Source organism: Caballeronia eucalypticola, assembly GCF_047608185.1.
Classification (GTDB): Bacteria; Pseudomonadota; Gammaproteobacteria; order Burkholderiales; family Burkholderiaceae; genus Caballeronia.
Map to the genome: position 1 here is coordinate 36,972 of NZ_JBLKRU010000010.1, position 21,888 is coordinate 58,859.

General features: G+C 62.3%; 22 protein-coding genes. 7 read left to right on the forward strand and 15 right to left on the reverse strand.

What is annotated here, in order from left to right; genetic code table 11:
• Positions 1-61 precede the first annotated feature (61 nt).
• Positions 62-2,371, reverse strand: coding sequence for a TonB-dependent receptor (locus ACMX25_RS13900; protein WP_414950526.1), 2,310 nt, complete (start codon positions 2,369-2,371; stop codon positions 62-64).
• A 207-nt stretch (positions 2,372-2,578) separates the two neighbouring features.
• On the opposite strand from ACMX25_RS13900, the gene ACMX25_RS13905 reads away from it, so the two are divergent.
• Positions 2,579-3,634 carry a histidine kinase gene (locus ACMX25_RS13905; protein WP_414950527.1) on the forward strand — a complete coding sequence of 352 codons (1,056 nt, stop codon included), beginning with the start codon at positions 2,579-2,581 and terminating at the stop codon, positions 3,632-3,634.
• Here ACMX25_RS13905 and ACMX25_RS13910 read toward each other — a convergent pair.
• From ACMX25_RS13910 to ACMX25_RS13960, 11 genes are all read right to left on the reverse strand, one after another.
• Positions 3,568-4,266 carry a response regulator gene (locus ACMX25_RS13910; RefSeq protein WP_414950528.1) on the reverse strand — a complete coding sequence of 233 codons (699 nt, stop codon included), beginning with the start codon at positions 4,264-4,266 and terminating at the stop codon, positions 3,568-3,570. The two genes, ACMX25_RS13905 and ACMX25_RS13910, sit on opposite strands and share 67 nt — an antisense overlap.
• Positions 4,263-5,471, reverse strand: a complete 1,209-nt coding sequence (gene pqqE, locus ACMX25_RS13915) for a pyrroloquinoline quinone biosynthesis protein PqqE (RefSeq protein WP_414950529.1) — start codon at positions 5,469-5,471, stop codon at positions 4,263-4,265. The genes ACMX25_RS13910 and pqqE overlap by 4 nt, the downstream gene beginning before the upstream one ends.
• Positions 5,468-5,743: a pyrroloquinoline quinone biosynthesis peptide chaperone PqqD gene (pqqD, locus tag ACMX25_RS13920; RefSeq protein ID WP_414950530.1), complete on the reverse strand. Its 276-nt coding sequence runs from the start codon at positions 5,741-5,743 to the stop codon at positions 5,468-5,470. Before pqqD ends, pqqE begins: the two co-directional genes overlap by 4 nt.
• On the reverse strand, positions 5,740-6,465 hold the full coding sequence (pqqC, locus tag ACMX25_RS13925; protein ID WP_414950686.1) for a pyrroloquinoline-quinone synthase PqqC: 726 nt from the start codon (positions 6,463-6,465) through the stop codon (positions 5,740-5,742). The genes pqqD and pqqC overlap by 4 nt, the downstream gene beginning before the upstream one ends.
• Positions 6,466-6,507: 42 nt before the next feature.
• Entirely contained in the window at positions 6,508-7,428 is a 921-nt protein-coding gene (pqqB, locus tag ACMX25_RS13930; RefSeq protein ID WP_414950531.1) for a pyrroloquinoline quinone biosynthesis protein PqqB, read from the reverse strand.
• Positions 7,429-7,477: 49 nt separating this feature from the next.
• On the reverse strand, positions 7,478-8,044 hold the full coding sequence (locus ACMX25_RS13935; protein ID WP_414950532.1) for a cytochrome b: 567 nt from the start codon (positions 8,042-8,044) through the stop codon (positions 7,478-7,480).
• Positions 8,045-8,157: 113 nt separating this feature from the next.
• Positions 8,158-8,985: a formylmethanofuran dehydrogenase subunit C gene (locus ACMX25_RS13940; RefSeq protein WP_414950533.1), complete on the reverse strand. Its 828-nt coding sequence runs from the start codon at positions 8,983-8,985 to the stop codon at positions 8,158-8,160.
• On the reverse strand, positions 8,982-9,923 hold the full coding sequence (fhcD, locus tag ACMX25_RS13945) for a formylmethanofuran--tetrahydromethanopterin N-formyltransferase (RefSeq protein WP_414950687.1): 942 nt from the start codon (positions 9,921-9,923) through the stop codon (positions 8,982-8,984). The genes ACMX25_RS13940 and fhcD overlap by 4 nt, the downstream gene beginning before the upstream one ends.
• 50 nt (positions 9,924-9,973) lie before the next feature.
• Entirely contained in the window at positions 9,974-11,665 is a 1,692-nt protein-coding gene (locus ACMX25_RS13950) for a formylmethanofuran dehydrogenase subunit A (RefSeq protein ID WP_414950534.1), read from the reverse strand.
• Positions 11,662-13,050: a molybdopterin-binding domain-containing protein gene (locus ACMX25_RS13955; RefSeq protein ID WP_414950535.1), complete on the reverse strand. Its 1,389-nt coding sequence runs from the start codon at positions 13,048-13,050 to the stop codon at positions 11,662-11,664. Before ACMX25_RS13955 ends, ACMX25_RS13950 begins: the two co-directional genes overlap by 4 nt.
• Positions 13,051-13,345: 295 nt before the next feature.
• On the reverse strand, positions 13,346-14,113 hold the full coding sequence (locus ACMX25_RS13960) for a HisA/HisF-related TIM barrel protein (RefSeq protein WP_414950688.1): 768 nt from the start codon (positions 14,111-14,113) through the stop codon (positions 13,346-13,348).
• A gap of 20 nt (positions 14,114-14,133) precedes the next feature.
• Between ACMX25_RS13960 and ACMX25_RS13965 the strand changes: the two genes are divergently transcribed.
• From ACMX25_RS13965 to ACMX25_RS13975, 3 genes are read left to right on the forward strand one after another with little or no spacing between them, the layout of a single operon-like run.
• On the forward strand, positions 14,134-15,165 hold the full coding sequence (locus ACMX25_RS13965; RefSeq protein WP_414950536.1) for an ATP-grasp domain-containing protein: 1,032 nt from the start codon (positions 14,134-14,136) through the stop codon (positions 15,163-15,165).
• Positions 15,162-16,244: a hydantoinase/oxoprolinase family protein gene (locus ACMX25_RS13970; protein ID WP_414950537.1), complete on the forward strand. Its 1,083-nt coding sequence runs from the start codon at positions 15,162-15,164 to the stop codon at positions 16,242-16,244. The genes ACMX25_RS13965 and ACMX25_RS13970 overlap by 4 nt, the downstream gene beginning before the upstream one ends.
• Before the next feature lie 47 nt (positions 16,245-16,291).
• A complete protein-coding gene (locus tag ACMX25_RS13975) occupies positions 16,292-16,882 on the forward strand; it encodes an amino acid kinase family protein (RefSeq protein WP_414950538.1) in 591 nt (196 codons plus the stop codon).
• Between the two features lie 26 nt (positions 16,883-16,908).
• Here ACMX25_RS13975 and ACMX25_RS13980 read toward each other — a convergent pair whose 3' ends face one another.
• The 3 genes from ACMX25_RS13980 to pqqA form a co-directional block, all read right to left on the reverse strand.
• Positions 16,909-17,601 (reverse strand): (5-formylfuran-3-yl)methyl phosphate synthase, encoded by a 693-nt coding sequence (locus tag ACMX25_RS13980; RefSeq protein WP_414950539.1) that lies wholly within the window; start codon positions 17,599-17,601, stop codon positions 16,909-16,911.
• Between the two features lie 18 nt (positions 17,602-17,619).
• The gene (locus ACMX25_RS13985; protein WP_414950540.1) at positions 17,620-18,231 is read right to left on the reverse strand and encodes a DUF447 domain-containing protein; all 612 of its coding nucleotides are present in this window, start codon (positions 18,229-18,231) and stop codon (positions 17,620-17,622) included.
• 177 nt (positions 18,232-18,408) lie between these two features.
• Entirely contained in the window at positions 18,409-18,483 is a 75-nt protein-coding gene (gene pqqA, locus ACMX25_RS13990; protein ID WP_013342881.1) for a pyrroloquinoline quinone precursor peptide PqqA, read from the reverse strand.
• Between the two features lie 421 nt (positions 18,484-18,904).
• Between pqqA and ACMX25_RS13995 the strand changes: the two genes are divergently transcribed.
• The 3 genes from ACMX25_RS13995 to cbbX all read left to right on the forward strand — a co-directional run bounded on the left by ACMX25_RS13995 (position 18,905) and on the right by cbbX (position 21,867).
• On the forward strand, positions 18,905-20,395 hold the full coding sequence (locus ACMX25_RS13995; protein ID WP_414950541.1) for a form I ribulose bisphosphate carboxylase large subunit: 1,491 nt from the start codon (positions 18,905-18,907) through the stop codon (positions 20,393-20,395).
• Between the two features lie 48 nt (positions 20,396-20,443).
• Positions 20,444-20,857 carry a ribulose bisphosphate carboxylase small subunit gene (locus ACMX25_RS14000; protein WP_414950542.1) on the forward strand — a complete coding sequence of 138 codons (414 nt, stop codon included), beginning with the start codon at positions 20,444-20,446 and terminating at the stop codon, positions 20,855-20,857.
• 116 nt (positions 20,858-20,973) lie between these two features.
• Positions 20,974-21,867 (forward strand): CbbX protein, encoded by an 894-nt coding sequence (gene cbbX, locus ACMX25_RS14005; protein WP_414950689.1) that lies wholly within the window; start codon positions 20,974-20,976, stop codon positions 21,865-21,867.
• Positions 21,868-21,888 lie beyond the last annotated feature (21 nt).

Below are 21,888 nucleotides of genomic sequence, written 5' to 3' on the forward strand. Positions count from 1 at the left end.
CGCCAGTCTTGTTCGCACCGGGGTTCAGCTGAGACAGTTGCTCCCCGGTGCGAAACAAAATTTACTTCCACGCATACCTCAGCCCTACCCATGCACCGCGCGGCGCCCCGATGCCGAGGAACTGTTCATTGGCAGGATTGGCGCCGTTGAAGCTGTGGTTCGGACCATCGAAGTCATTCTCGCCAAGGATCGCGAAACTTGCATAACGTTTGTTAAGCAGGTTCGTGATGCTGGCGAATACCTGCAGTTGCTTCGTGATGTTGTAGGTCGTGTCGAGGTCGATCAGGAAATAACCTGCTACCGACCCGTTCACGTCCTGGTTGTCTTCGTCGCCGCGAGCAAAAATGTTGCCGCGATACGTGAGGTTAGTCCCTACATTCCATTTCGGCGTGGCTGCATAGTCGAGCCGCAGCTTGACCGTGTTCTGCGGAATGCTGGGAATACGATCGACTGGCTTGACGGTGATATTGCCGTTGGCATCGGCGCTCGAATTGCTGGAACTACTTTCGGTCCACGTCGATTGATAGGTTGCGTCTACGTAGCTATAACTCGCTGCCACGCCCAGTGGTCCGAACTGCGTGCGCCCGGCCAGTTCTACTCCTTGCCGGCGCGTCTTGCCCACGTTCTGGAAAAAGCCCAGCGTGCTGGCTGCGCCGTTGCTGCTGACGAACTGGATGTCGTTATCGAGCGTGGTCCGGTAGAGTGCCGCGCTCCATGAGGTTCCATGTCCGAGCTGGCCACGCGCGCCGATCTCGTAGGTCTTTGAAATCACCGGTTGCAACGACGGGTCCGCAATGAAATCGTTCGGCAGGGAACAGGGTGCGGCCGGATCGGCACAGGCGAGTTCGATCGCGGTCGGCGAGCGCATGCCTTCGTTGTAGGTGGCGTAGGCGGTGAACGTGGAGGTCGGGTTCCAGTTGACGCCCACCGCCGGGTTGAAGCGGGAGAATGTATGGCTGCCGTCAAGCAGCGGCTGCACACCGCTTTCATCGCCGATAACAGACTTGGACCAGTTATAACGCCCGGCCAATGTCATGGACCACTGTTGCGTGATCGACAACGTATCCTCGAAATACACGCCATAGTTCGCGTTGCGCGTCTTTGCATCGGTTTGAGACTCATAGGGACCAAGGCCTATGGTCGCGCGTGAATCGGTGAACTGCGCGTCTTGCGAAGCCTGCGTGAAATGCGAGTTGGCGAAGTCGCCCGCCATGCCCGCGACGAACTGGTTTTCCATCCCGGCCAGCTTGTTGAGCAGCGTCATTTGCAGGCTCGCGCCGTAGCTGTCCGTGACGATCACGGACTGTACGTTGGTCGCCTGGACCGTGTCGACATTGCCGTCGTCATCGACCTGGCCGAAGTCGTCGTTGGTGTTGCTGCTGGTGTTCACGTTCCGGTAGTGCCGGTAATACACATTGCCGCTGATCTGCAGGTTGGGGCTGAAATAATGCTCGCCCGACAGCGTCAGGTATCCGACCTGATTCTGGTTCTGGTCCGGGAATGTATAGGCCTGCTTGTAGTTATCGAGGAAGGAGCGGGGGATGGTCTGCGAGCCTTGCAGGTCGTTGTCGGCGCCTCCCATGGACAGTGAAATCGTGGTGTCCGCGTCGGTGTAGCGGAGCTTGCCGAACGCCTGGCGCAGTCGGCTGGAATTGTGGTCGGCCCAGCCGTTGTCGTTGGTCGTGTTCGCGGTGAAGTAGTAGTCGAGGTTCTGGCCGATCACGCCGCCTTGCTCGATCTGCGCCGTCTTGCGGCCCCACGAACCACCGGAGACTTCAGCTTCGCCGCCCGGATTGCTGCGGCCGTTTTTCGTCGTGACGGCAATGGCGCCGCCCAGCGTGTTGAGGCCGAAGGTAGGGTTGGAGCCGGGGATCAGCTGGATCGTGTTGATCGCGGCTTGCGGGATCAGGTCCCAGTTCACTACGTCGCCGAACGGCTCGTTGATGCGCACGCCGTCGAGGAACACGGACAATCCCTGCGGCGTGCCGAGCAGCGGCGACGCGGTAAAGCCGCGATAGTTGATGTCGGTCTGGGACGGATTGCCCTGGGCTTCGTTGATGTCGACACTGCCCACGTTCTTCTCGAAGTAGTCGGTGAGCACCGAACGATGCTGCGCGTCGATCGCGCTGCCCTTGATAGTCTGGACGTTGGCCGGCACCTTCTCGAGCGGTGTGCCGATACCCAGCAGCGGGGTGGTTCCCACCACCACGACCGGCGCGAGTTGGATCAGGTTCGGCTCGGACGCAGCGACCGGCGGCGAGGCTGCATCTTGCGCCCAGGCCGCGGCGCTGAGGCCGGCAAGCGCGCTGCCGAAGCACACGCGCAAAGCGAATGGAGGCCTGCGAGAAGGGTGATGGGGTGCTTGGCTCATGATCGTCTCCTGCTGGGTGTTGTTATCGGTATGACTTCGGTATAACGTTCGGGCGCAGCAAATATCCGCGCCGTTGCCATACTGAAAGCGTCCCACAAGATGCGTGTCGTGCAACCGGGAGGTCTTCCCGATTACAGGGGGAAGCATTCCCAACCCGCCCGGTTTGCACGCGACGCAAGCACGCGTGCTGAGTAGAATGAGAGAGCCATGCCACCCGATTCCACAAACTCCTCCGCACCAGCGCCGGCATCTCATGCGAGTTCACCTACGAGCGTGTGGCGCGACCTCGCTTGCGTGCTGGCGGTTACGGTCATCGCTGCCGTGGTTTGCATGCGCCTGGACGTCGGCGAGCTGACCTACGCCCTCACGCGCCGGTTCGAACGCTTCCAGATGGACGAATATCCGCCCACGCTGGTCGTGCTCGCCTTGGGCCTGGCGTGGTTTGCCTGGCGCCGCTATCGGGAATCACAACGGGAATTACTGCATCGCCGCGTGCTTGAAGAGCAAGCCGAAAAGCTCCTCGCCGACAACCGGCGTCTTGCCAGCGAAAGCATCGGGGCGCAGGAAAACGAGCGCCGCCATCTCGCGCGCGAGTTGCACGATGAACTCGGTCAGTACCTGAACGCCATCGCGCTGGATGCGGGACGTATCCGCGATCTGTCAGTGCAAGGCGAGCCCGAAGTCCATCGCTTGTCGCTGGCGGTCATGCAGAGCGCCAGCACGGTGTATCGGCAGATAGGAGGCATGATCCGGCGCTTGCGGCCCATCGGACTCGATGAATTCGGCTTGCCCAGCGCACTCGAACATTGCGTTGAAAGCTGGCGTGAACGTCTGCCGCAGGCGTCGTTTGCACTGACGGTAGACGGCGAATTCTCGGATCTGGCGGATGTGCTGAACATCACGCTCTACAGGCTGGTGCAGGAAGGGCTGACGAACGTGTCGAAGTTCGCGCGCATGTCGCGAGTGGAAATCTATCTGGTCCGGACTGCGGATGATCCGCACGCTGAACGTGAACGCAAGCAGCGTGACGAGATCGTGGTGACCATGACCGACGACGGTCCGGGTATCGATCTGACAAAACCGCGTGCAGGTCTGGGGCTGATCGGCATGCGCGAACGGGTGGAGGCGATCGGCGGTGAGTTCCATATCGCCAGCCAGCCGGGCAGCGGTTTCTTGTTTTGCGCGCGCGTGCCGGTTCAGGCCGGATTGCCGGAGCTGAACGAACTCAGCGAACCCGCCGAGTTGGCGAAATCGGCGAAATGAAGGCCCAGGCGGTTTGCCATCTGCGCAAGCTGCACGCCATTGTCCGCGCCGAACTTCTGCCGGATCACCGATTGATGGTTGGCAACGGTCTTCTGGCTCAGGCCGAGTCTTTCCGCGATGCTCGGCAGCGTATAGCCCTGCACCAGCAGACGCAGGACCTCGAATTCCCTCGCCGATAAATGCCGTCCCGGCGGCCCCTCCTGGAACGTGGCCCGCAGCGCGAGTGCGTGCGACACGTCCGCGCTCAGGTAGCGTGCTCGTCCCGCGACCGCGCGGACCGCTTCGACGAGGACGTCGGGCGCGCTGGCCTTGGTCACGTAACCTCGCGCGCCGGCATCGAGCGCGCGGCGCACGAAGATGGTTTCTTCGTGCACGCTGAAGATCAGCACATGGGCGTCGGGTTCGCGGGCGAGCATGCGACGCATTGCTTCAATGCCGCTCGCGCCCGGCAACGCCAGGTCCATCACGACCACGTCCGGGCGCAATGCGCAGAAACGCTGGTACGCCTGCGCGGCGTCGGCGGCTTCGCCGGCCACGCTCACGTCGGGACTCAGTTCGAGCAGGCGCCGGTAACCTTCGCGCACCACGGCGTGGTCATCGACCAGGAGGACACTGATGTTGGCGATGGTCATTTGTGGACTCCCGCAAGATCGGTGACGTTGCGATGGTTGGGGTCGTGATCGTCGGACGCGGCCGCCAGCCGGCGCGAATTGCTGTCGTCGCGAAACAGGATCGGCTGCTCGTTTGGCTCGCGCTGAGCGGGTTCAACGTGTTGAGCGGCCGCCTGGCGTACCACGTTGATCACGGCTTCGTGATGAGGCGATTTATCGCAGACTGGATCGGCACTGGCCGGGTCGCCGGTCAGCAGGTAGGCCTGGCAGCGGCAGCCGCCCGCGTCGATGGTTTTTTCCTCGCAACTGCGGCACGGTTCCTTCATCCAGTCGAAACCGCGGAAGCGATTGAACGCGTCGCTTTCATACCAGATCTCGCGGATCGAAGTCTGTTTCACATTCGGGAAGGTGAGACCGGGCAATGAACGCGCCGTGTGGCAGGGCAGCGCCGCGCCATCCGGAGCGATGCCGAGGAACACCGAGCCCCAGCCGTTCATGCATTTCTTCGGCCGGGTTTCGAAGTAGTCCGGCACGACGAAGAAGATCTTGCAGCGATCGCCGATCTCGCTTCTGTAGCGTTCAACCACGGCTTCCGCTTCTTTCAACTGTTCAGCGGTCGGCATGAGTTGGGCACGGTTCGCATGCGCCCAGCCGTAGTATTGCGTGTTCGCGAGTTCCAGATACTCGGCGCCCATGGCCAGCGCCATGTCGATGATCTTGTCGACGTGAGGCAGGTTGTATCGATGCAGCACGCAGTTGAGCACCATTGGAAAACCATGCGCCTTGATCGATTTCGCCACGCGATTCTTGAGGTCGAAGGTGCGCGTGCTGCTCAGGAAGTCGTTGAGTTCCTGGCTCGAGTCCTGGAACGACAACTGGATGTGATCGAGCCCGGCGTCTTTCAACGCGTCGAGGCGCTTGTCCGTCAAGCCGATGCCCGACGTAATCAGGTTCGTGTAAAAACCCAGTTGGCGTCCCTCGCGTACGAGTATTTCCAGGTCGTCGCGCACGAGCGGTTCGCCGCCCGAGAACCCGAGTTGCGCCGCGCCGAGCGCACGCGCTTCGCGCAGCACGCTGAGCCACTGATCGGTGGACAGTTCGCTCGCGTGGTCGGTGTAGTTCACGGGGTTGTAGCAGAACGCGCAATGCAGCGGGCATCGGTACGTCAGCTCGGCGAGCAACCACAGCGGCGGCGCGATCTTGTTCATGTCGCTCATGTCAGTCATGTTGCAGCCTCCGCAGTTTCCAGCCAGCCGCGGCGCCCGGCTTCGGCAACAAACAAGCGGACTTCATCGCCAATGTCTTGCGCGTTGAAGGCTTGCTGCAGGTCCGTGATCAACATGTCGATATCGCGCGTGCCGTCGCAGCGCTTGAGTATCTCGCCCGCGCTTTGATTGAGCTTCACCATGCCTTCGGGATACAGCAGCACATGCGCTTCCTGCGCCGGTTCCCATTGCAGCCGGAAGATTCCCTTGAGCTTGAGCAGTGGCGATGTCATTGGGGGAAGGCCTTTTCGATGGCATCGAGCATTGACCACAAGATGTCGAGCTTGAACTGCAGTATCTCAAGCGCGCGTTCCTGCTGTTCACGGGTTTTGAAGTAATCGAGCGTGACCTGCAAGCCGTGTTCAACATCGCGTTGTGCGAGAGAAATACGTGAGCGGAAATACGTCAATCCGTCGGGCTCGATCCACGGATAACACGACGGCCACGTTGCAAGCCGGTCCTTGTGGATCTGCGGCGCAAAGATCTCGGTGAGCGATGAACACACCGCCTCTTGCCATGGCGCGCGGCGTGCGAAATTGACGTAGGCATCGACGGCGAATTTCACGCCCGGCGTCACGTGTTCGAGCGACCAGAGTTCGTCGCGCGAGAGGCCGACCGCATCGCCTAGCCTTGCCCATGTTTCGATTCCGCCTTCGTCGTCGCCATAACCGTCGTGATCGAGAATGCGCAGCACCCAGCGCCGGCGCGTCTCGCGATCGGGGCAATTCGACATCACGGCCGCATCTTTCAGCGGAATATTGATCTGATAGTAGAAGCGGTTCGCGACCCAGCCGCGAATCTGCTCGCGGGAACAGCCGCCCTCGTTCATCTTCACGTTGAACGGATGATGAATGTGATACGCCGTGCCCTTCGCGCGAAGCTGGGCTTCGAACGCTTCGCGAGTCCAGGCTGCCGTGTTGTCCGTATTGTTGTCTGTCGCGTGGTTGCTAGTCATCGGAGTGGGGCCGTTCACTTGCTTGCCTCCTGTAAGCGCTGCTTAAAGTTCGAATGCCATCCCATCGAATGCAACTTCAATGCCGTGTTCTGCGAGCCGCCGTCGTTCGGGACCGTCTTCAACCAGGATCGGATTCGTGTTGTTGATGTGGATGAGGACCTTGCGCACGCCGTCACGTTCGATCGAATCGAGCACGTCGATCATGCCGCCCGCGCCGGTTTGCGCGAGATGGCCCATATCGGCGGCGGTCTTCTTGGAGAGCCCCAGTTCGATCATTTCGTCCGGTGTCCAAAGCGTGCCGTCGACCAGGAGCAGGTCGGCCGCGTTCATCGCTTCGAGGACGTGCGGTTCCAGCGCACCAAGGCCCGGCGCATAGAACGCACGCTTGCCCGAGTGTTCATCGATGAACGTCAGCCCGATGTTGTCGCCACGCTGCGGTGCTTCGCGATGCGGCGAATAGGGCGGCGCCTTGCTCGACAGCGGCAGCGCTTCAATGCGGATGTCCGGCAGCGCGGGAACGGCAAACGAAGATCCGTCGAGCGGAATAGCATGGCGTTCGACGCCGCAGTAATGCGCGAGTATCGATACAACCGGCAAGCCGGTGCTCAGGTCTTGCAGGACGGCGTCCGTGACATACAGCGGCAACGGGGTGTCGCGCTCGCGCAGCATCAGCAGGCCGGTCACGTGATCGATCTGTGCGTCCATGGTGATGACGGCGGCAATGCCGCTATCGCGCACGCGTCGCGCCGGCTGGAGTTCGGGATGGGCCGCGATTTGCGCCAGCAGGTCCGGCGACGCATTAATCAGCAGCCAGTCCTCGCCGTTCGCACTCACGGCAATGGACGACTGCGTACGCCGCTGTGCCTTTAGCGTACGGTTGCGCACGCCGTCACAGTTGCGGCAGTTGCAGTTCCATTGCGGAAAACCACCGCCCGCCGATGAACCGAGTACCTTGATTTTCATGCGACGTGACGCTGAGCGCGTCCCTCTATAAAAATTCGATTAGGCCTTGTCACGGCAGCATCCTTTCCATCAGCCGGTCTCGGTCAATCAACTGATGTTTGAGCGCGCCGGCCACATGCAGCAGGATCAACGCGATCAGGATCCAGGCCGAGACCGTGTGCACCGTGAAAAAGATTTTCCTCAGGCCGGGATCGTCCCACGCCCACATGGGCAACGGGATACCCCAGAAGCGCGTGCCGAACTTGTTGAATGACGAGCCGAGATAACCCGTCAGCGGCATGACGATCATTGCCACGTATAAAAGACCCTGCGTCATGCTCGCGGCGGCGCGTTGCCACGCTTGCATCGGAGGAAGCGGAGGCCGGCCTGCAACCAGGCGAACCACGATGCGAATCAGCACAAGCAGGAAAACGGTCATCCCAAGCGATTTGTGGAAGTTGATCAGGGTCGACTTGAAAGCGAGGCCCTTCGGCAGTCCGACCATATAAAGGCCAATGCCGAGCATGACGATGATTGCCAGCCCGATCACCCAATGCAGCGCGATCTGCGCGGGTGAATAACGCGGCACGCCTGCGCTCGCGTCGGGCGACGCGGCGGATGAATGCGCAATGTTCATGGTCGCCTCCTTCAGGTTCTATGTGCGCCGCTTGCCGGCTTTAGCTCGTTCGTTGTTCGACCGGTTGCTCCACCGGTTGCTCAACGGGTTGCTCCACATTACGCCGATTGGTTTCATCCGACGAGCAGCAGTTCCCCGCGTCCGTCCACCGCGAGATCGCCGGTAAACCGGCGCGGCAGCGAGCTGGCTTTCAGCGTCGAAAATGGTGCAATTTCGGCGGCAAGCGAGCGGACGAGAAGCGACCAGAAGACATCGAAGCCCTTACCGCCGGCAGTGAACGTCGGCGGCAAACTGGCGGGCGCCTGAACCAGCAACAGCGTGCCGCGCCGCATGCCATAGCCGAAGTGCGGCGCGAGCTTTCCCGCGATGCCGATCGTGCCCGCCACGAGCCGCGATGCCGCGCATTCGCCCGCGTCTCCGCAGACCAGTACAACCCCGCGACGCATGCGATCGCCAAGCCGCGTGCCGGTGTTGCCCTGGATGGTCAGCGTACCGCCCGTCATGCCTTCCATGTCGCCGGGCAGCGGCCCGGCCGTAAAGTCGCCACTATTTCCGCCTACCGTCAGGCGGCCGCCGCTCATCTGGCAGCCGGTGAAGTCGCCGGTGTCGTCGTCGATGCGCAATTCGCCGCCTGCCATGCGAAAACCCGTGTGGCTGCCGCTGGAACCGTGGACGTCGATACGACCCTCAGCGAGATGCGCGCCAAGACGGTCAAGCCATGCCACATCGCCTTCAATCACGAGCGCGGCGCGATCCGTACCGTCCCCTTCCGTACGCGAAATATCGAACAGTTCGCCAGCCTCGCAACGCTCGTTACCGGCCGGCAGCACGATGCGTCCGATCTCCGCTGGCGAAAGCGCGGTGAGCGCAGAAGGCAGCAACCCGGCAGCATCCACACGAAACCCGGGCGCGCTCCTGAGCCGCAACGTAGTTGTGCTCATGCACGCCTCCCGTCCAGGCCGGCCGCAAGCTCGCGAAGATGAAAGTGATAGGGACCGAGTTTGCCGCCGTAGTTTCCCGCCGATATCCGCAGCACGCCGCCCGCTCGCCCGAGTCCGGCCGCGGCCGTGATTCCCGCGGTCATCGCCGCGCCGACGTCGCTATCGGTCAGCCCATCGATCACGATTTCGAGCACGCAACCGACCTCGGCATCCAGTTCGCTTTTCGGCGACAAGCCGATGAGCGTCGGGCAAAAAGCGTCGTTCGTCGATGCGGGTGCCGCAGCATATTTCGAGCCTACCTTGGAGCCTGAGCGCACGACGCCGCCGGGGAACGGCATGATTACGTTCGGCAAGCGCCGCATTGCGTGAACCGCGCTTTCGGCCACGCGCAGCGCCGCGTCGGTGTCCGTGGCGAGCAGCAACAAATTGCCCCCGCCGACGGCCTTCACCGTGACGGTGCTCTCTTCGGCGACGAACTCGCCATCCATCACGGGCACGCGCCAGTAGCGCGTCTCGCCGAGCATCTTGCTGATCTGCCAGCCGTCGCCGAAGAAACGCAGGCTGCTGCCGAGCGGGGCGTTATCGGAGAGAGGGGCGCGGCTTGTCGCCGGATCGATACCGCTGAAGACCGCCGTCGTCGGACAGGTCAGCACGCATTGCCCGACACGCCGCTCGACTTGCTTCGCCAGTTCTTTCGTCGATACCGCGAACAGCAGCACCGCGACGCCCGGGCGGCCATCGGGTGTTTCATGCGGGCCGAGTTCGCGTTCGATCCCCGCTTCGCACCCGCAGCCGATAACCGACGTGGCGAAGCCCGTCAGCGACTGCGCCGCGTGGTTAGCCCAGACCGGCGTGTGCGCGGTGATGACGAGCCGCGTCGCTTTCATCGGGAAGGCTTCCGCGAAGGTGTCGTCGATGAGGGTGTCGTTGATCTGCATGGTGCGCTTTTCGCTCACTTCGCTCACTTGGCTCACTTGGCTCACTTGGCTCACGCTCCGGCGTTCAGGCACGCAACCGGCAATAACCTGCCGCCGCGGCAGCAGGCGCAGATTTCGTCGTCGCTGATGGCCGCGTGGACCGGATTGCCGACCAGGTTCGCCGCGCTATACGCTCGCAGGGTCTTCTCGATGCCGCGATCAAAATCGGGCGAAACGTAGTGGATGCCGCCTGTGGGCGTGGCGACCAGCACGCCGTCTCGCGCGACCAGTTGTCCGTCCTTGAACACATACGCCGGCGACGTGAACATCCGTTCCTTGTCCGCGTGATCCCGATACACCGCAATGTCCGCCGCCGCGCCCACGCCCAGATGGCCGCGATCCTTCAGGCCGAGCAAGCGCGCCGGGCCTGCGCGCGTGATGATCGCGATGTCGTACAGCGAGAACTCGCGTGTGAGTTCCGGCAGCGCGCTGGCGACCTGCGCTTCGGGGTTCAGCTTCGCCAGTTGCTCGTCGCGAAAGCGCTTGTCCATCAGCAATCGAATCAGGTGCGGATAACTCGTGAACGGTCCGCCGTTCGGGTGATCGGTGGTCATCGACACGCGCCACGGGTCGTCGACAGCCAGGAAAATCTCCAGCCCGATGATCCATTGCAATGCGTTTACGTAGCTCTGCTCGCGATATTTGAACGGCACGATTCCGCAGCCTGCATCGCATTCGATGTCACCGGCTATCCACTTCTTCGGTGTCGCAAGCGGCGCGTTCTTGAACTGCATCATGGTGTCGCCCGACGCGGTGACGGTCTGCCCAAAGATGATCTGACCGACATCGATCGACACGTTCGGCCGCGCATTCACGGCGTCGGCAATCGTGCGCGCGCCCGATGAAAACTTGCGCGGTCCTTCCACGCCATAGCTATGAAACTGGATATGCGTCAGATGAATGGGCAGGCCGTCGGCCGCATCCATGGTCGCGATCGTCGATTCGATGTTGCCCGGAACGCCAAGGTTGCTCGCATGCACGTGCAGCGGATGCGGCACGCTTAGCTCGGTCAGCGCGCGCGATAACGTTCGCAGCACGTCGCGCGGCGTGATGCCGTAATGCACATGCGGCTCGTCCACGTCCAGCGAGCGCTGGTTGAACTTGAACGCGGAGATGCCGCCGGGATTCACGACCTTGACGCCGAGCGCCTTGCTTGCGTGCATCGTCCAGCCGACGTAATCACGCAGGCGCTCGAAGCTGTCGCGCTCCGCGAGAAGCTGCAGGAACAGTTCGTCGTTGCCGAGCATCACGTACGCGCCGTGATCGATGATCGGCGTGTCCCCCATTTCCAGATGCGTGTGGCGCGCGTTGGACGGCATCATCGCGGGCTCGAAGGCGGCGGTGTACCCCATCTCCGCGTATCGATACCCCGTGGCGAGCGTGCCGGGCGCGCACGTACCGCATGACGGCAGCCGCAAGTAGCGGCCATTTGCATCCAGCGTTGCGCCATCATTTGCGCCGCCGCGATGATCCTCCGGCAACAACAGGCGTGAGAGATTAGTCTTGCCGCCGCCAATGTGCGAGTGCAGGTCGATACCGCCCGCCATCACGACCATGCCGGTCGCGTCGAATTCCTTGTCGACGGGGACGCCGGGATCGGCCGCGACAAGCCGGCCGTCGCGCATGGTCAGGTCGCGGCGTTCGCCGTTGATGCCGTTGGCCGGATCGTAGAGCGTGCCGCCTTTAAGCCGCGTCAGGCTCATGGCGGGCTCCTTGAATCGAGCAAGCCGGTCAAGCGTTCCGCGATGGCCGCGACCGTCGGAAGTGCAGAGGCGCGTGCGGCGCTCAGCGGGGCGACCACCGAACCGTCAACGCGAAACAGGTGGCCGCTGCTATCTACGCCGGGTGTGGCTACGGGAATAAATACTGTCGGCGCGGTGCGCGTGCCGAGCATCGATCGCATCGCGGAATGGCCGAGCACGATGGCTGGGACGTTGTCGGCGAGACCGGTTGGCAATGGCTCGGGCTGAAAGCTCGCGACCCATAACAGCGCATCGGCTTCATGCGCCGCCAGCAGGCGTTGCGTCCTGTAACGATGGGAATCGTGATCGAGCGCTGGTTGATCGGCGAGGCGTGTGGGCATTGAGACGCGGGTGCGCAGCGGCAACCCCGATAGCCACGTGACGGCCTGGTTGACACTCATCGCGCCATCGTCGCCGCCAAGCGCAAGTGCGCCGGCGCGCGTGGTCCGGTTAACGGCCTTGACGATCCGGTTCACCGCTTCAATCAGCAACGCCGAATGCGGACCGGGCAACGCGGCGGGTTCATACACGACTACCGCATACCGGGCGGCGCTTACGCGTGCGGCCAGATCCGCGAGCGCATGGGCGATGGTGTTATTGCCACCAATCGACGCCACTGTGCGGCCTTCGGTTAGTGCGGACCAGATCGCCAAAATGTCGTATGGATCGCCATCCTTGAGGATTGAATGCGTGCTCGTGTTTTCAACGCTATCCGCCGCAGGATCCACTTCGCAGCCCACGAAGATCAGCTCGCGTGAGTGATCCGTTCCACCCAGCACGCGCTCGTAAAAACGCGGATAACGCAGCGACGGCTGGCAATCGAAAATGATCAACAGGTCGGCGCGTGAACGCACTTCGGAGAGCGTAGTGAAAAACGCGCCGCGATCTTGCAACGCAGCCGTCGATGCCGCCATCGCATCGCCGTGCAGATGATCGAGGATTGCGCCGCAGCCGGCGGCCAGCGGGTAGAGCGCCCGGGCACCGGCGACGTCGGTCGCCAGTCCGCCGAAGAGCGGCCGGGATGCGCCTTTGAGGATGTCGGCGGCGCGCAGCAGGGAGGATTCCAGGTCGGTGTCCTGATCATCGATAGCGGGCTGGCTTGCACCGGGCGCACTGAACCACGTCAACGCTTGGGTGAGCCGCGGGCATTCCACATCGGGGGCATCGAGCGCGCCGTCGGCGTGCACGATGGTCGTGATGTCGTCGCAGAGCAGGGGGCAGAACGGGCAGGTCCAGTCGCGCACGCCGGATGCGGGCGCGGGCACAGCGGCGGACAGCGGCGATGAAGCCGCGGCGCGCACGCTTGGCTGAGCGACACTCGACGAAGAGGCGGACGAAAGGTGCATGAAGCCGTTAGTGCAAAGTCCATGCCGGTTTTTGAAGCATCACGCGTGATGGTTGCACCGCAAGCCTGCCTCCTTGCACATTCGATGCACATGCGGCGTGGACGGCGAGCCAACGCGGCACTCATCCCGCCGCGGACATGTCCGCCCATGCCTTAAACGGCACCCCGCTGCGCAGCACAGTATGTGCGGCGCTGGAACACAGTGTCACCCGCCGCGCACAGCAATTGCAGTTCCTTGCCAAACGATTACAGGCAAAGGCAAGGCGTCCCGCTTGGCATGGATATTGTGTATTCGCCTAGGGTTTGGCGGCAGGGAGACCGAGTCGCCGGTCATGAAGGGCGGACGCCACGAGCCATGCAGCGGCGCCGCTCTCGGCTGCGGCGGACAAGTCGGCGGCATGGCGGATACCGCCGGCGCCGATAAGCTCACGATCGCCGGCTTGCGCCCCAATGTCCGCGAAGGTGTTGAGGTCGGGGCCTTCGTATGAACCGACGTGATCGAGCGTCATGACGATCACGCGCGATGGCCACCATGATGTGTCCGGCCCGGGCTCTCCCGCCGACGGCTCGGACATCAGCCGGCCAGCGCGGTGATCGAGCGAGAGCAGGGGCGCAAGACCGGCAGCTTCGGCCTCGCGCAGGGCATGGGGAGTGTGCAGGGTCTCGGTGCCGAAGACGGGCACGAGCGTGGCGCGGCGAGGTGGCTGAATGCCATGGACACAACGAATGGAGTCGATGCGATCGAAGAGCGTTTGCATCGAAGGGAAATCGGTGAAACCCGCGTCGAGCCAGATTTCGACGCCGTGACTAAATGCATCGAGCGCATCGAGTGAATCGAGTAGCGCTGCAAGGTGGCTGGCGTGATCGCCTTGCTTCAGGATCGCGCCGAGATCGGCTATGTAGAGCGTGCGGGCGCCTGTCGCGGCCAACAGTGCGTGCGCGACGGCGAGTGGTTCGCTAGTCGCGCACAGTGAGGACTCGATCGGCTTGTAGCGGGCGCGCTCGCCGCGCACCGCGCGTACTGCGAAGCCATCGAGCAGATCGAGTACTGGAATCACCTGCATCACCGGCATGGAAGGGACCCTTGACCAAGTTATTCGTGTACGAGTATCTCACCGGCGGCGGCATCGATCCGGCACTGGCCGGCGAGGCCAGCTTGCTCGATCTTAGCGCGCTCATCGTGGAAGGACGCGCGATGCGTGACGCCCTCGTGAAAGATCTGCTCGACCTCGGCGGCGTGGAAGTGACGTTCGCCAGTTCGCGTTTCGAAACCGTTGATCCGGCACGCAGCCATTGCAAGGCGCTGCCCGGCGAATCGATCACGGCCTTCGTGGCGCGTGTCGCCCGGCAGCACGACCGGGCGTGGATCATAGCGCCCGAATGCGACGGTTTGCTGCTGCATCTGCATGACTCGGTTGGTTCGGTGCGCTGGCTTGGATGCTCGAAGGAAGCCATCAGGATTGCGTCGAGCAAGAGCGCGACAGCGGCGTGCCTGGAGGCGCACGGAATTGCGGTGACGCCCTCGCTCGAACCCGGCGATATGGCGACTGGCGACAATCCGCACGCGCGCTGGGTCGTGAAGCCCGACGACGGCGCGGGCGGTCTGGACACGGTCGTCTACGACAATTTCAGCGATGCATGCACCGAGTACGACGCGCGCGCGGCGGCCGGTCGCAATCCCGTCCTTCAGGAGTGGGTCGACGGCGAGCCGTTGAGCCTTTCGCTTATCTGTGGCGCGCACGATGTGGAACTGGTCAGCATCAACCGGCAGGTGATAGGCCTGTCCGACATGGCTGCGTCGGGAAAGAAGGAGCACGTGGTCGAATTCAGCGGCGTGGAGGTCGATCAGATTGATCGGCACAGCGCGCAGGGGAAGGCACTGGAAGTGCTGGCGCGAAAGGTCGTGGCGGCGTTGCATGGCTTGCGCGGGTATGTCGGGATCGATCTGGTGTGGCATGCAGAAAGAGGGCCAGTGGTGATCGAAGTGAATCCCAGGCTGACGGCGGCGTATGCGGGGTTGTCGGCGCGACTCGGGCGCAACGTGGCCGGCGATCTGCTGAAGGCGCATGGCGTGCCGTATGAGTGTGGCACGTGCACATCGGGAGCGCGTTCATGAAGACCGCCGCCGTGGTGTTCGGCTGGGATGTGGGGGGCGCGCACGTGAAGGTGTCGATGGTGGCGGCATCCGGTCAGATGCTCGATATCGCGCAATGGGCGTGTCCGCTATGGCAGGGGCTCGGGCATCTGGAGAAGGTGATTGATGCCGTATTCGACCGCTGGCCGGCTGCTCGCGAGGCAGGGGCGCATCATGCGGTCACCATGACAGGCGAGATGGTTGATCTCTTCGCCGACCGCGCTGAAGGCGTCAGCGTTCTCGTCGATACGCTTGCGCGGCGGCTTGGACCTGACACGCGGTTTTTCGCGGGCGCGGCGGGCTGGCTTGCGGCCGCAGAATGCATCGATGGCTGGCGCGATGTGGCATCGGTGAACTGGCGTGCCACCGCGCAATGGGTCGCAAGCCATGTCAGCGATGCGCTGCTCGTCGATATAGGCAGTACCACTACGGATATCGTGCCGATTGTCGGAGGGCAAATCGCGGCGGGTGGATGCAACGACGCGAGCCGGCTTGCCAGTGGCGAGCTGGTGTATCACGGCGTGGTGCGCACGCCGTTGTGCGGCGTATCGCATCGAATTGTGTTTCGTGGCGAGCGCGTTAACGTGATGAACGAATGGTTCGCGACGACTGCGGATGTCTATCGGTTGACGGGGGAATTATGGCCGGCGCACGATCAGCATCCGAGCGCCGATAACGGACCGAAGACCGAGGTCGCGAGCCGCGCGCGGATTGCACGGATGATTGGCCTCGACGCTCGCGACGCCAGCGACAACGAATGGCGGGAGTTCGCGCAGACCTGGCGTGACGAGCAGTTGCAGGTGTTGGTTGAGAACCTTGCCCGCGTGACCGACGCGCATCCGGTACTTGCACGCGCGCCGCTGGTGGGCGCGGGATGCGGGCGGTTTCTGGCCAATGCGCTGGCGCAGCGGCAAGGACGGAGTTTTATCGATTTCACAAGCCTGGTCGATGCGCCCGCCGCGGGTCCGGACGTGCCGGAATGGATAGCAACCTGTGCGCCGGGCGTAGCGGTCGCGTTGCTTTCGTTGCAGGTGTTGCACGAGCCTGCGGCCACGGCTTGATGCAACGTTAGTGCAGCGTTGATGCAAATCAAAGCGAGGGACATGTCATGTGGGTGGTGAAAATCGGGGGAAGCCTGAGTCACGACCCGTCGCTGCGCGAGTGGCTTACCCAGCTTTGGGAAGTAGGCGGCGGGCGGGTCGTGATCGTGCCAGGCGGCGCGGATTTCGCGGACACGGTTCGCCAGTATCAAAGCGAGTGGCAATTTGGCGATCTGGCCGCTCACAACATGTGCCTGCTCGCGATGGCGCAGTACGCCATCTTGATGCAAGGGGTCATGCCGGAACTCGTGCTGGCATCGAACGAGAGCCGCATCCGGCGAGCCTTGCGCGATGGACGCGTGGCCGTGTGGGTGCCGACCGATTTGATGCGCGACACGCCCGATGAAATGACCAACTGGGACACGACGTCCGATAGCCTCGCCGCATGGTTGTCGACCACGCTGAACGCCGAGCGGCTGATGGTGGTGAAGTCTTGCGCGGTGGAAGCGGGGACGCCGTTCGAGGTTTTGTCGTCGAAAGGCGTGGTCGATGCCCGCTTCGCCAAGCACGTCGCCGATGCAAACTACGTGGTCGAGATGTTCAACAAGGGCGACGCCGGTTTGATGCGGGAGAGGTTGTTGCACATTCCAGTGGCTTGAAACCTGATGCGAAGATCAGGTCCTTGTTAATGAACTACTGCACTCCGGTGCAGCGCATCGGCCCATCGCGCGACTCTTGCGGGGTCCAGACGTCCTGCACGTCCTCCCTCGCACAGTGCGGTGCGAAACCCCGCTATATCCGGCGCCAACTCGCGAATCTCCGCCAGTTGTTCCCAACTTAGCGACCCCGCTAACCCGGTCATTGAACCGTTCTCGCCGGCCGCTCGCAAGCAGGCTGCCAGCGTGTTTTTATCGACGCAATCAAAGAGCGTGCGCCCGTCCTTGTTGGCGGTATCGAAGACGATTCCCGCAAAGCCCAACCCGGCTGCAAAGCGCGACAGTTCCACGTCCATTCCCGCATCGCACAAAAGCACCGGCACGACCGATGCGGGCAAGTTCGCCAGCTCGGTCAGGCATGACCGGGCCGCGGCCCCGGGTGTCACGCCGACCTTCACGTAATCCACCCCCGTATTGCTCACGTCGATAACACGCGCTGCGATTTCATCCGTTGCCTCAGTCGCAATATCGCCGATGGTCGCGCTGATCGGCTTGACCGGGTATATCGAGCGCAGCACGGTCACGATCCGCGTGATCTCGTGCAGGGACACGCCGCCCAGCGCCCCGGCGGCCGGTTCCTTCAGATCAATCAATTCGGCGCCCGCTTGTGCTGCATCGAGCGCTTCTTCAGACGAGCGGACGCTCGCGAGCAATGCGGTCATGACAACCTCCGGAATGATTCAGTGCCGCTCGGACAGCGGCGTGTTCAATGCGTGCGCGGCGTACGCGGGAGCTTCAGCGGCGCGATGACGCGCAATGGCAGCCAAGATCCAGTCCCACGCAAAACGCTCCTGCTCGCCGGCGGTTTTATCGATGGCGATTTGCAGGTAAGCCACTTCATGGTCGACTTTTTCCGCCGGCAGCATGAACAGGCGGCTGACAAGAATCGCGCCTTCGACCACGGCAGCCTGCGCGCGATTAAAGCCCGTGAACGGCGCATGCGTTTCCTCATGCACGCTTCTCATGCGCAGCACGGGACGCTGCGGGTCGTCGTGGAATGTATCGAGCTCAAGCTCTGTGTGAGCGAGCGAATTTACCAGCCGTACGCTCTTCACGCGTGTGGCGGCGAGTGTTGGCCAGTCTCGCGCGTAGCCCGTCACGCAGCCTGCGAACACGCGCACGTCAGTCGTGAAATTGATCACGGCTGCGCGCGTGGCAAGAATATTGTCCAGCGTTGTGGAGGGGCGAAAAGGCGCAAGAATTGCCAAGCCGTCCTCGAAGCGGACGCCCATGGGTGCGATGTGGGGCCGGCCATCGTGCGCCGCGGTCGTGACGATCGTTTCGTAAATCATGGCGGGGAACGCTGGTCAAGGCGACGCACTGGGAACCGGCGGGTTAAAACAACTACAACTCAAGCACACTCCAACTCAGGCGTCATCGCTACCTGTGCTTGTACGGCAGGACGATCACGCCAAGCCGCACGTCAGTTGCCCATGCAAAAACCATGGGCCGACGGCGGCGCCCGGCGCTTAACGCGTTGCGATATACATCGTGATTTCGAAACCAAAACGCATATCGGTGTAGCTCGGTGTCGTCCACTGCATAGTCGTCTCCATCAAGTTATCCAACGGAACGCCAGTACCGCCTTCGTTGCCTTTCCTGCAGCTTTCGCAACGACGGGCAGCGCCAGCAAGCACACCCTCACGCAAGCAGCGTGCCAAAACGCACGTGCCGTGTCTGGAGCACATACGGAACACGCGGACTGGTTGACGCAATGGCGAATGCGCCTGACTGTCGCGGAACCTGAGCAAAGTGTCCCACGTCGCCGCGGCACACGGCTTTAGGGAGTACCCCACGTTAACGGATCGCTTAACCCTGTCGAAGAAAATCGTGAATTCCCTTCGGAACCGCTGGCGCTTACATTGATTTCACAGCGCAGGCCAGTTCGTCATCGGTTCACTACCTGGTCACGAGGCGCTTTTTTGAAGCTTGTACAGCGCGTTTTTTACTTTCGAGGCAAACGCAATGAACGATTTCACCAAGGCAGCCGTCGAGCCGGCATCCACCGCGTCGGCCCCGCGTTCCCGCTATTCGGCGGGCGTCATGAAGTATCGCGAGATGGGTTACTGGCAGCCCGACTACGTACCGCAGGACACCGATGTGATCGCGCTCTTCCGGATCACGCCGCAACCCGGCGTCGAGCCCGAGGAAGCGGCGGCGGCAGTGGCGGGGGAATCGTCGACGGCGACCTGGACCGTGGTCTGGACCGACCGCCTTACCGCCTGCGATATGTATCGCGCCAAGGCGTATCGCGTGGATGCCGTACCGTCTTCGAGCAGCGCGGAGCCGCAGTATTTTGCGTATATCGCGTATGACCTGGACCTGTTCGAGGAAGGTTCGGTGGCGAACCTGACGGCATCGATCATTGGCAATGTGTTCGGCTTCAAACCGTTGAAAGCGCTGCGGCTCGAGGACATGCGCATGCCTGTTGCTTACCTCAAGACTTTTCGCGGGCCGCCGACGGGCATCGTGGTCGAACGCGAGCGGCTCGACAAGTACGGCCGTCCGTTGCTTGGCGCCACGGTGAAGCCGAAGCTGGGACTCTCGGGCAAGAACTATGGACGCGTGGTGTACGAAGGCTTGAGAGGCGGTCTCGATTTCTTGAAAGACGACGAGAACATCAACTCGCAGGCGTTCATGCACTGGCGCGACCGTTTCCTGTTTTCCATGGAAGCCGTGAACCGCGCGCAAGCCGCTACCGGTGAGGTCAAGGGACACTATCTCAACGTCACGGCCGGGACCATGGAGGACATGTATGAACGCGCGGAATTCGCGAAGGAGCTGGGCTCCTGCATCGTGATGATCGACCTGGTGGTCGGCTGGACCGCGATCCAGTCGATGGCGGCCTGGGCTCGCAGGAACGACATGATCCTGCACCTGCATCGTGCAGGACACGGCACTTATACACGGCAGCGCAATCACGGCATTTCATTTCGCGTGATCGCGAAATGGCTGCGCATGGCAGGCGTGGATCATGCACATGCCGGTACGGCGGTCGGCAAGCTTGAAGGTGATCCGCTTTCGGTACAGGGCTATTACAACGTGTTGCGCGAGTCGCGCAATCCGGTGGACTTGTCGCGCGGTATCTTCTTCGATCAGCCTTGGGCGGGATTGCGAAAAGTCATGCCGGTAGCGTCAGGCGGTATTCACGCCGGGCAGATGCACCAGTTGCTGGACCTTTTCGGCGATGACTGCATCCTCCAGTTCGGCGGCGGCACGATCGGCCATCCTGCCGGTATCCAGGCGGGCGCTGTCGCCAACCGCGTGGCGCTGGAGGTCATGGTGAAGGCGCGCAACGAAGGCCGCGACATCGCGAACGAGGGGCCGGAAATACTGGAGGGCGCGGCGCGCTGGTGCACGCCGCTCAAGCAGGCGCTGGATACATGGCGCGACGTGACGTTCAACTACGCGTCGACCGACACGCCGGACTTTGCCGCCACGCCCACGCCGGCTTGATGTTTTGTGCGTGGCGCTTAAGAAGGTTCTTCAGACAAGAGGTTAGTCATGCGAATCACACAAGGTACGTTTTCATTTCTTCCCGAACTCACCGACGAGGAGATCGGCTTGCAGATCGACTACGCATTGCAACAGGGCTGGGCCTGCTCGGTCGAGTTCACTGACGACCCGCATCCGCGCAATACCTATTGGGAAATGTGGGGCCTGCCGATGTTCGACCTGAAGGATCCCGCCGGCGCGATGCAGGAAGTCAGGGCTTGCCGAACCACGTATCCGCAGCACCACATCAAGGTCAACGCGTTCGATTCGGTGCGTGGCTTCGAGACCATGCGGCTGTCGTTCATCGTCAACCGGCCGCAGGACGAACCGGGCTTCCGCCTGGAACGCCAGGACGTCCAGGGCCGCGTGCAGCACTACGCGATCAAGTCTTATACGAATGATCAGCCGCCTGCGAACCGCTAAGCACCTGAGCCACTGGAGAGACGACGATGACGTTAGCCGAAGCGGATCCGACGGTTCACGAGCCGGCCGAAAAATCGCCTGAACATTCGCTTGAATATTCGCTAATCAAGCCGGACATGCCGAGTGTCGATCTCGTCGCGCTGTTCCGCGAATCAGCGGTGGGCGATGTGCTGGCGGAACTGGATCGCGATCTGGTCGGGCTGACGCCGGTAAAGACGCGTATCCGCGAAATAGCGGCGCAATTGCTGGTTGAACGGGCGCGTGAAACGCTTGGCATAGCGAGCGGCGCACCTACATTGCATATGTGTTTCTCCGGCAATCCGGGCACGGGCAAGACAACGGTCGCGTTGCGGATGGCGGAAGTGTTGTTCAGGCTGGGGTATATCCGCCGCAAGCATCTGGTGTCGGTTACGCGCGACGACCTTGTCGGCCAGTACATCGGGCACACGGCGCCCAAGACACGCGACGTGCTCAAGCGCGCCATGGGTGGCGTTTTGTTTATCGATGAAGCGTATTACCTGTACAGGCCGGAAAACGAGCGCGACTACGGGCAGGAAGCCATAGAGATCCTGTTGCAGACCATGGAGAACCAGCGCTCGGATCTGGTGGTCATTCTGGCCGGTTACGAGTCGCGCATGGAAACGTTTTTCCAGAGTAATCCAGGGTTTCGCTCACGGATTGCGCATCACGTCACGTTCCCTGATTACGACGTCACGGAACTGATTGCGATTGCGGAAGGCATGCTCGCGCGGATGCACTACCGGCTCGACGCAGAGGCACGTACCGCGTTCGAAGACTATCTCGCGCGGCGTATCAGCCAGCCGAATTTCGCGAACGCGCGCTCGGTGCGCAACGCGCTCGATCGTGCGCGATTGCGCCAGGCCAGCCGTCTGTTCGCCGAAGCGATGCAAGGCGGTGGTCCATCCGATACCGCCACGCTCACCCTGCTATGCGCCGCCGATATTCGCGCGAGCCGCGTGTTCGATACGCCGCCGCAGAGATCTGCTTGATCACGCTTGAATCTCCCAGGA

Excerpts from the sequence above, each read along its gene's own strand:
- ACMX25_RS13940 (WP_414950533.1), bottom strand. The coding sequence starts at position 8,985 with ATGAGCACAACTACGTTGCGGCTCAGGAGCGCGCCCGGGTTTCGTGTG.
- ACMX25_RS13950 (WP_414950534.1), bottom strand. The coding sequence starts at position 11,665 with ATGAGCCTGACGCGGCTTAAAGGCGGCACGCTCTACGATCCGGCCAAC.
- pqqB (WP_414950531.1), bottom strand. The coding sequence starts at position 7,428 with ATGAAAATCAAGGTACTCGGTTCATCGGCGGGCGGTGGTTTTCCGCAA.
- ACMX25_RS13905 (WP_414950527.1), top strand. The coding sequence starts at position 2,579 with ATGCCACCCGATTCCACAAACTCCTCCGCACCAGCGCCGGCATCTCAT.
- pqqD (WP_414950530.1), bottom strand. The coding sequence starts at position 5,743 with ATGACATCGCCACTGCTCAAGCTCAAGGGAATCTTCCGGCTGCAATGG.
- ACMX25_RS13995 (WP_414950541.1), top strand. The coding sequence starts at position 18,905 with ATGAACGATTTCACCAAGGCAGCCGTCGAGCCGGCATCCACCGCGTCG.
- pqqE (WP_414950529.1), bottom strand. The coding sequence starts at position 5,471 with ATGACTGACATGAGCGACATGAACAAGATCGCGCCGCCGCTGTGGTTG.
- ACMX25_RS13975 (WP_414950538.1), top strand. The coding sequence starts at position 16,292 with ATGTGGGTGGTGAAAATCGGGGGAAGCCTGAGTCACGACCCGTCGCTG.
- ACMX25_RS13980 (WP_414950539.1), bottom strand. The coding sequence starts at position 17,601 with ATGACCGCATTGCTCGCGAGCGTCCGCTCGTCTGAAGAAGCGCTCGAT.
- cbbX (WP_414950689.1), top strand. The coding sequence starts at position 20,974 with ATGCCGAGTGTCGATCTCGTCGCGCTGTTCCGCGAATCAGCGGTGGGC.
- ACMX25_RS13970 (WP_414950537.1), top strand. The coding sequence starts at position 15,162 with ATGAAGACCGCCGCCGTGGTGTTCGGCTGGGATGTGGGGGGCGCGCAC.
- ACMX25_RS13910 (WP_414950528.1), bottom strand. The coding sequence starts at position 4,266 with ATGACCATCGCCAACATCAGTGTCCTCCTGGTCGATGACCACGCCGTG.
- ACMX25_RS14000 (WP_414950542.1), top strand. The coding sequence starts at position 20,444 with ATGCGAATCACACAAGGTACGTTTTCATTTCTTCCCGAACTCACCGAC.
- ACMX25_RS13985 (WP_414950540.1), bottom strand. The coding sequence starts at position 18,231 with ATGATTTACGAAACGATCGTCACGACCGCGGCGCACGATGGCCGGCCC.
- pqqC (WP_414950686.1), bottom strand. The coding sequence starts at position 6,465 with ATGACTAGCAACCACGCGACAGACAACAATACGGACAACACGGCAGCC.
- ACMX25_RS13935 (WP_414950532.1), bottom strand. The coding sequence starts at position 8,044 with ATGAACATTGCGCATTCATCCGCCGCGTCGCCCGACGCGAGCGCAGGC.
- ACMX25_RS13960 (WP_414950688.1), bottom strand. The coding sequence starts at position 14,113 with ATGCAGGTGATTCCAGTACTCGATCTGCTCGATGGCTTCGCAGTACGC.
- fhcD (WP_414950687.1), bottom strand. The coding sequence starts at position 9,923 with ATGCAGATCAACGACACCCTCATCGACGACACCTTCGCGGAAGCCTTC.
- ACMX25_RS13900 (WP_414950526.1), bottom strand. The coding sequence starts at position 2,371 with ATGAGCCAAGCACCCCATCACCCTTCTCGCAGGCCTCCATTCGCTTTG.
- ACMX25_RS13955 (WP_414950535.1), bottom strand. The coding sequence starts at position 13,050 with ATGCACCTTTCGTCCGCCTCTTCGTCGAGTGTCGCTCAGCCAAGCGTG.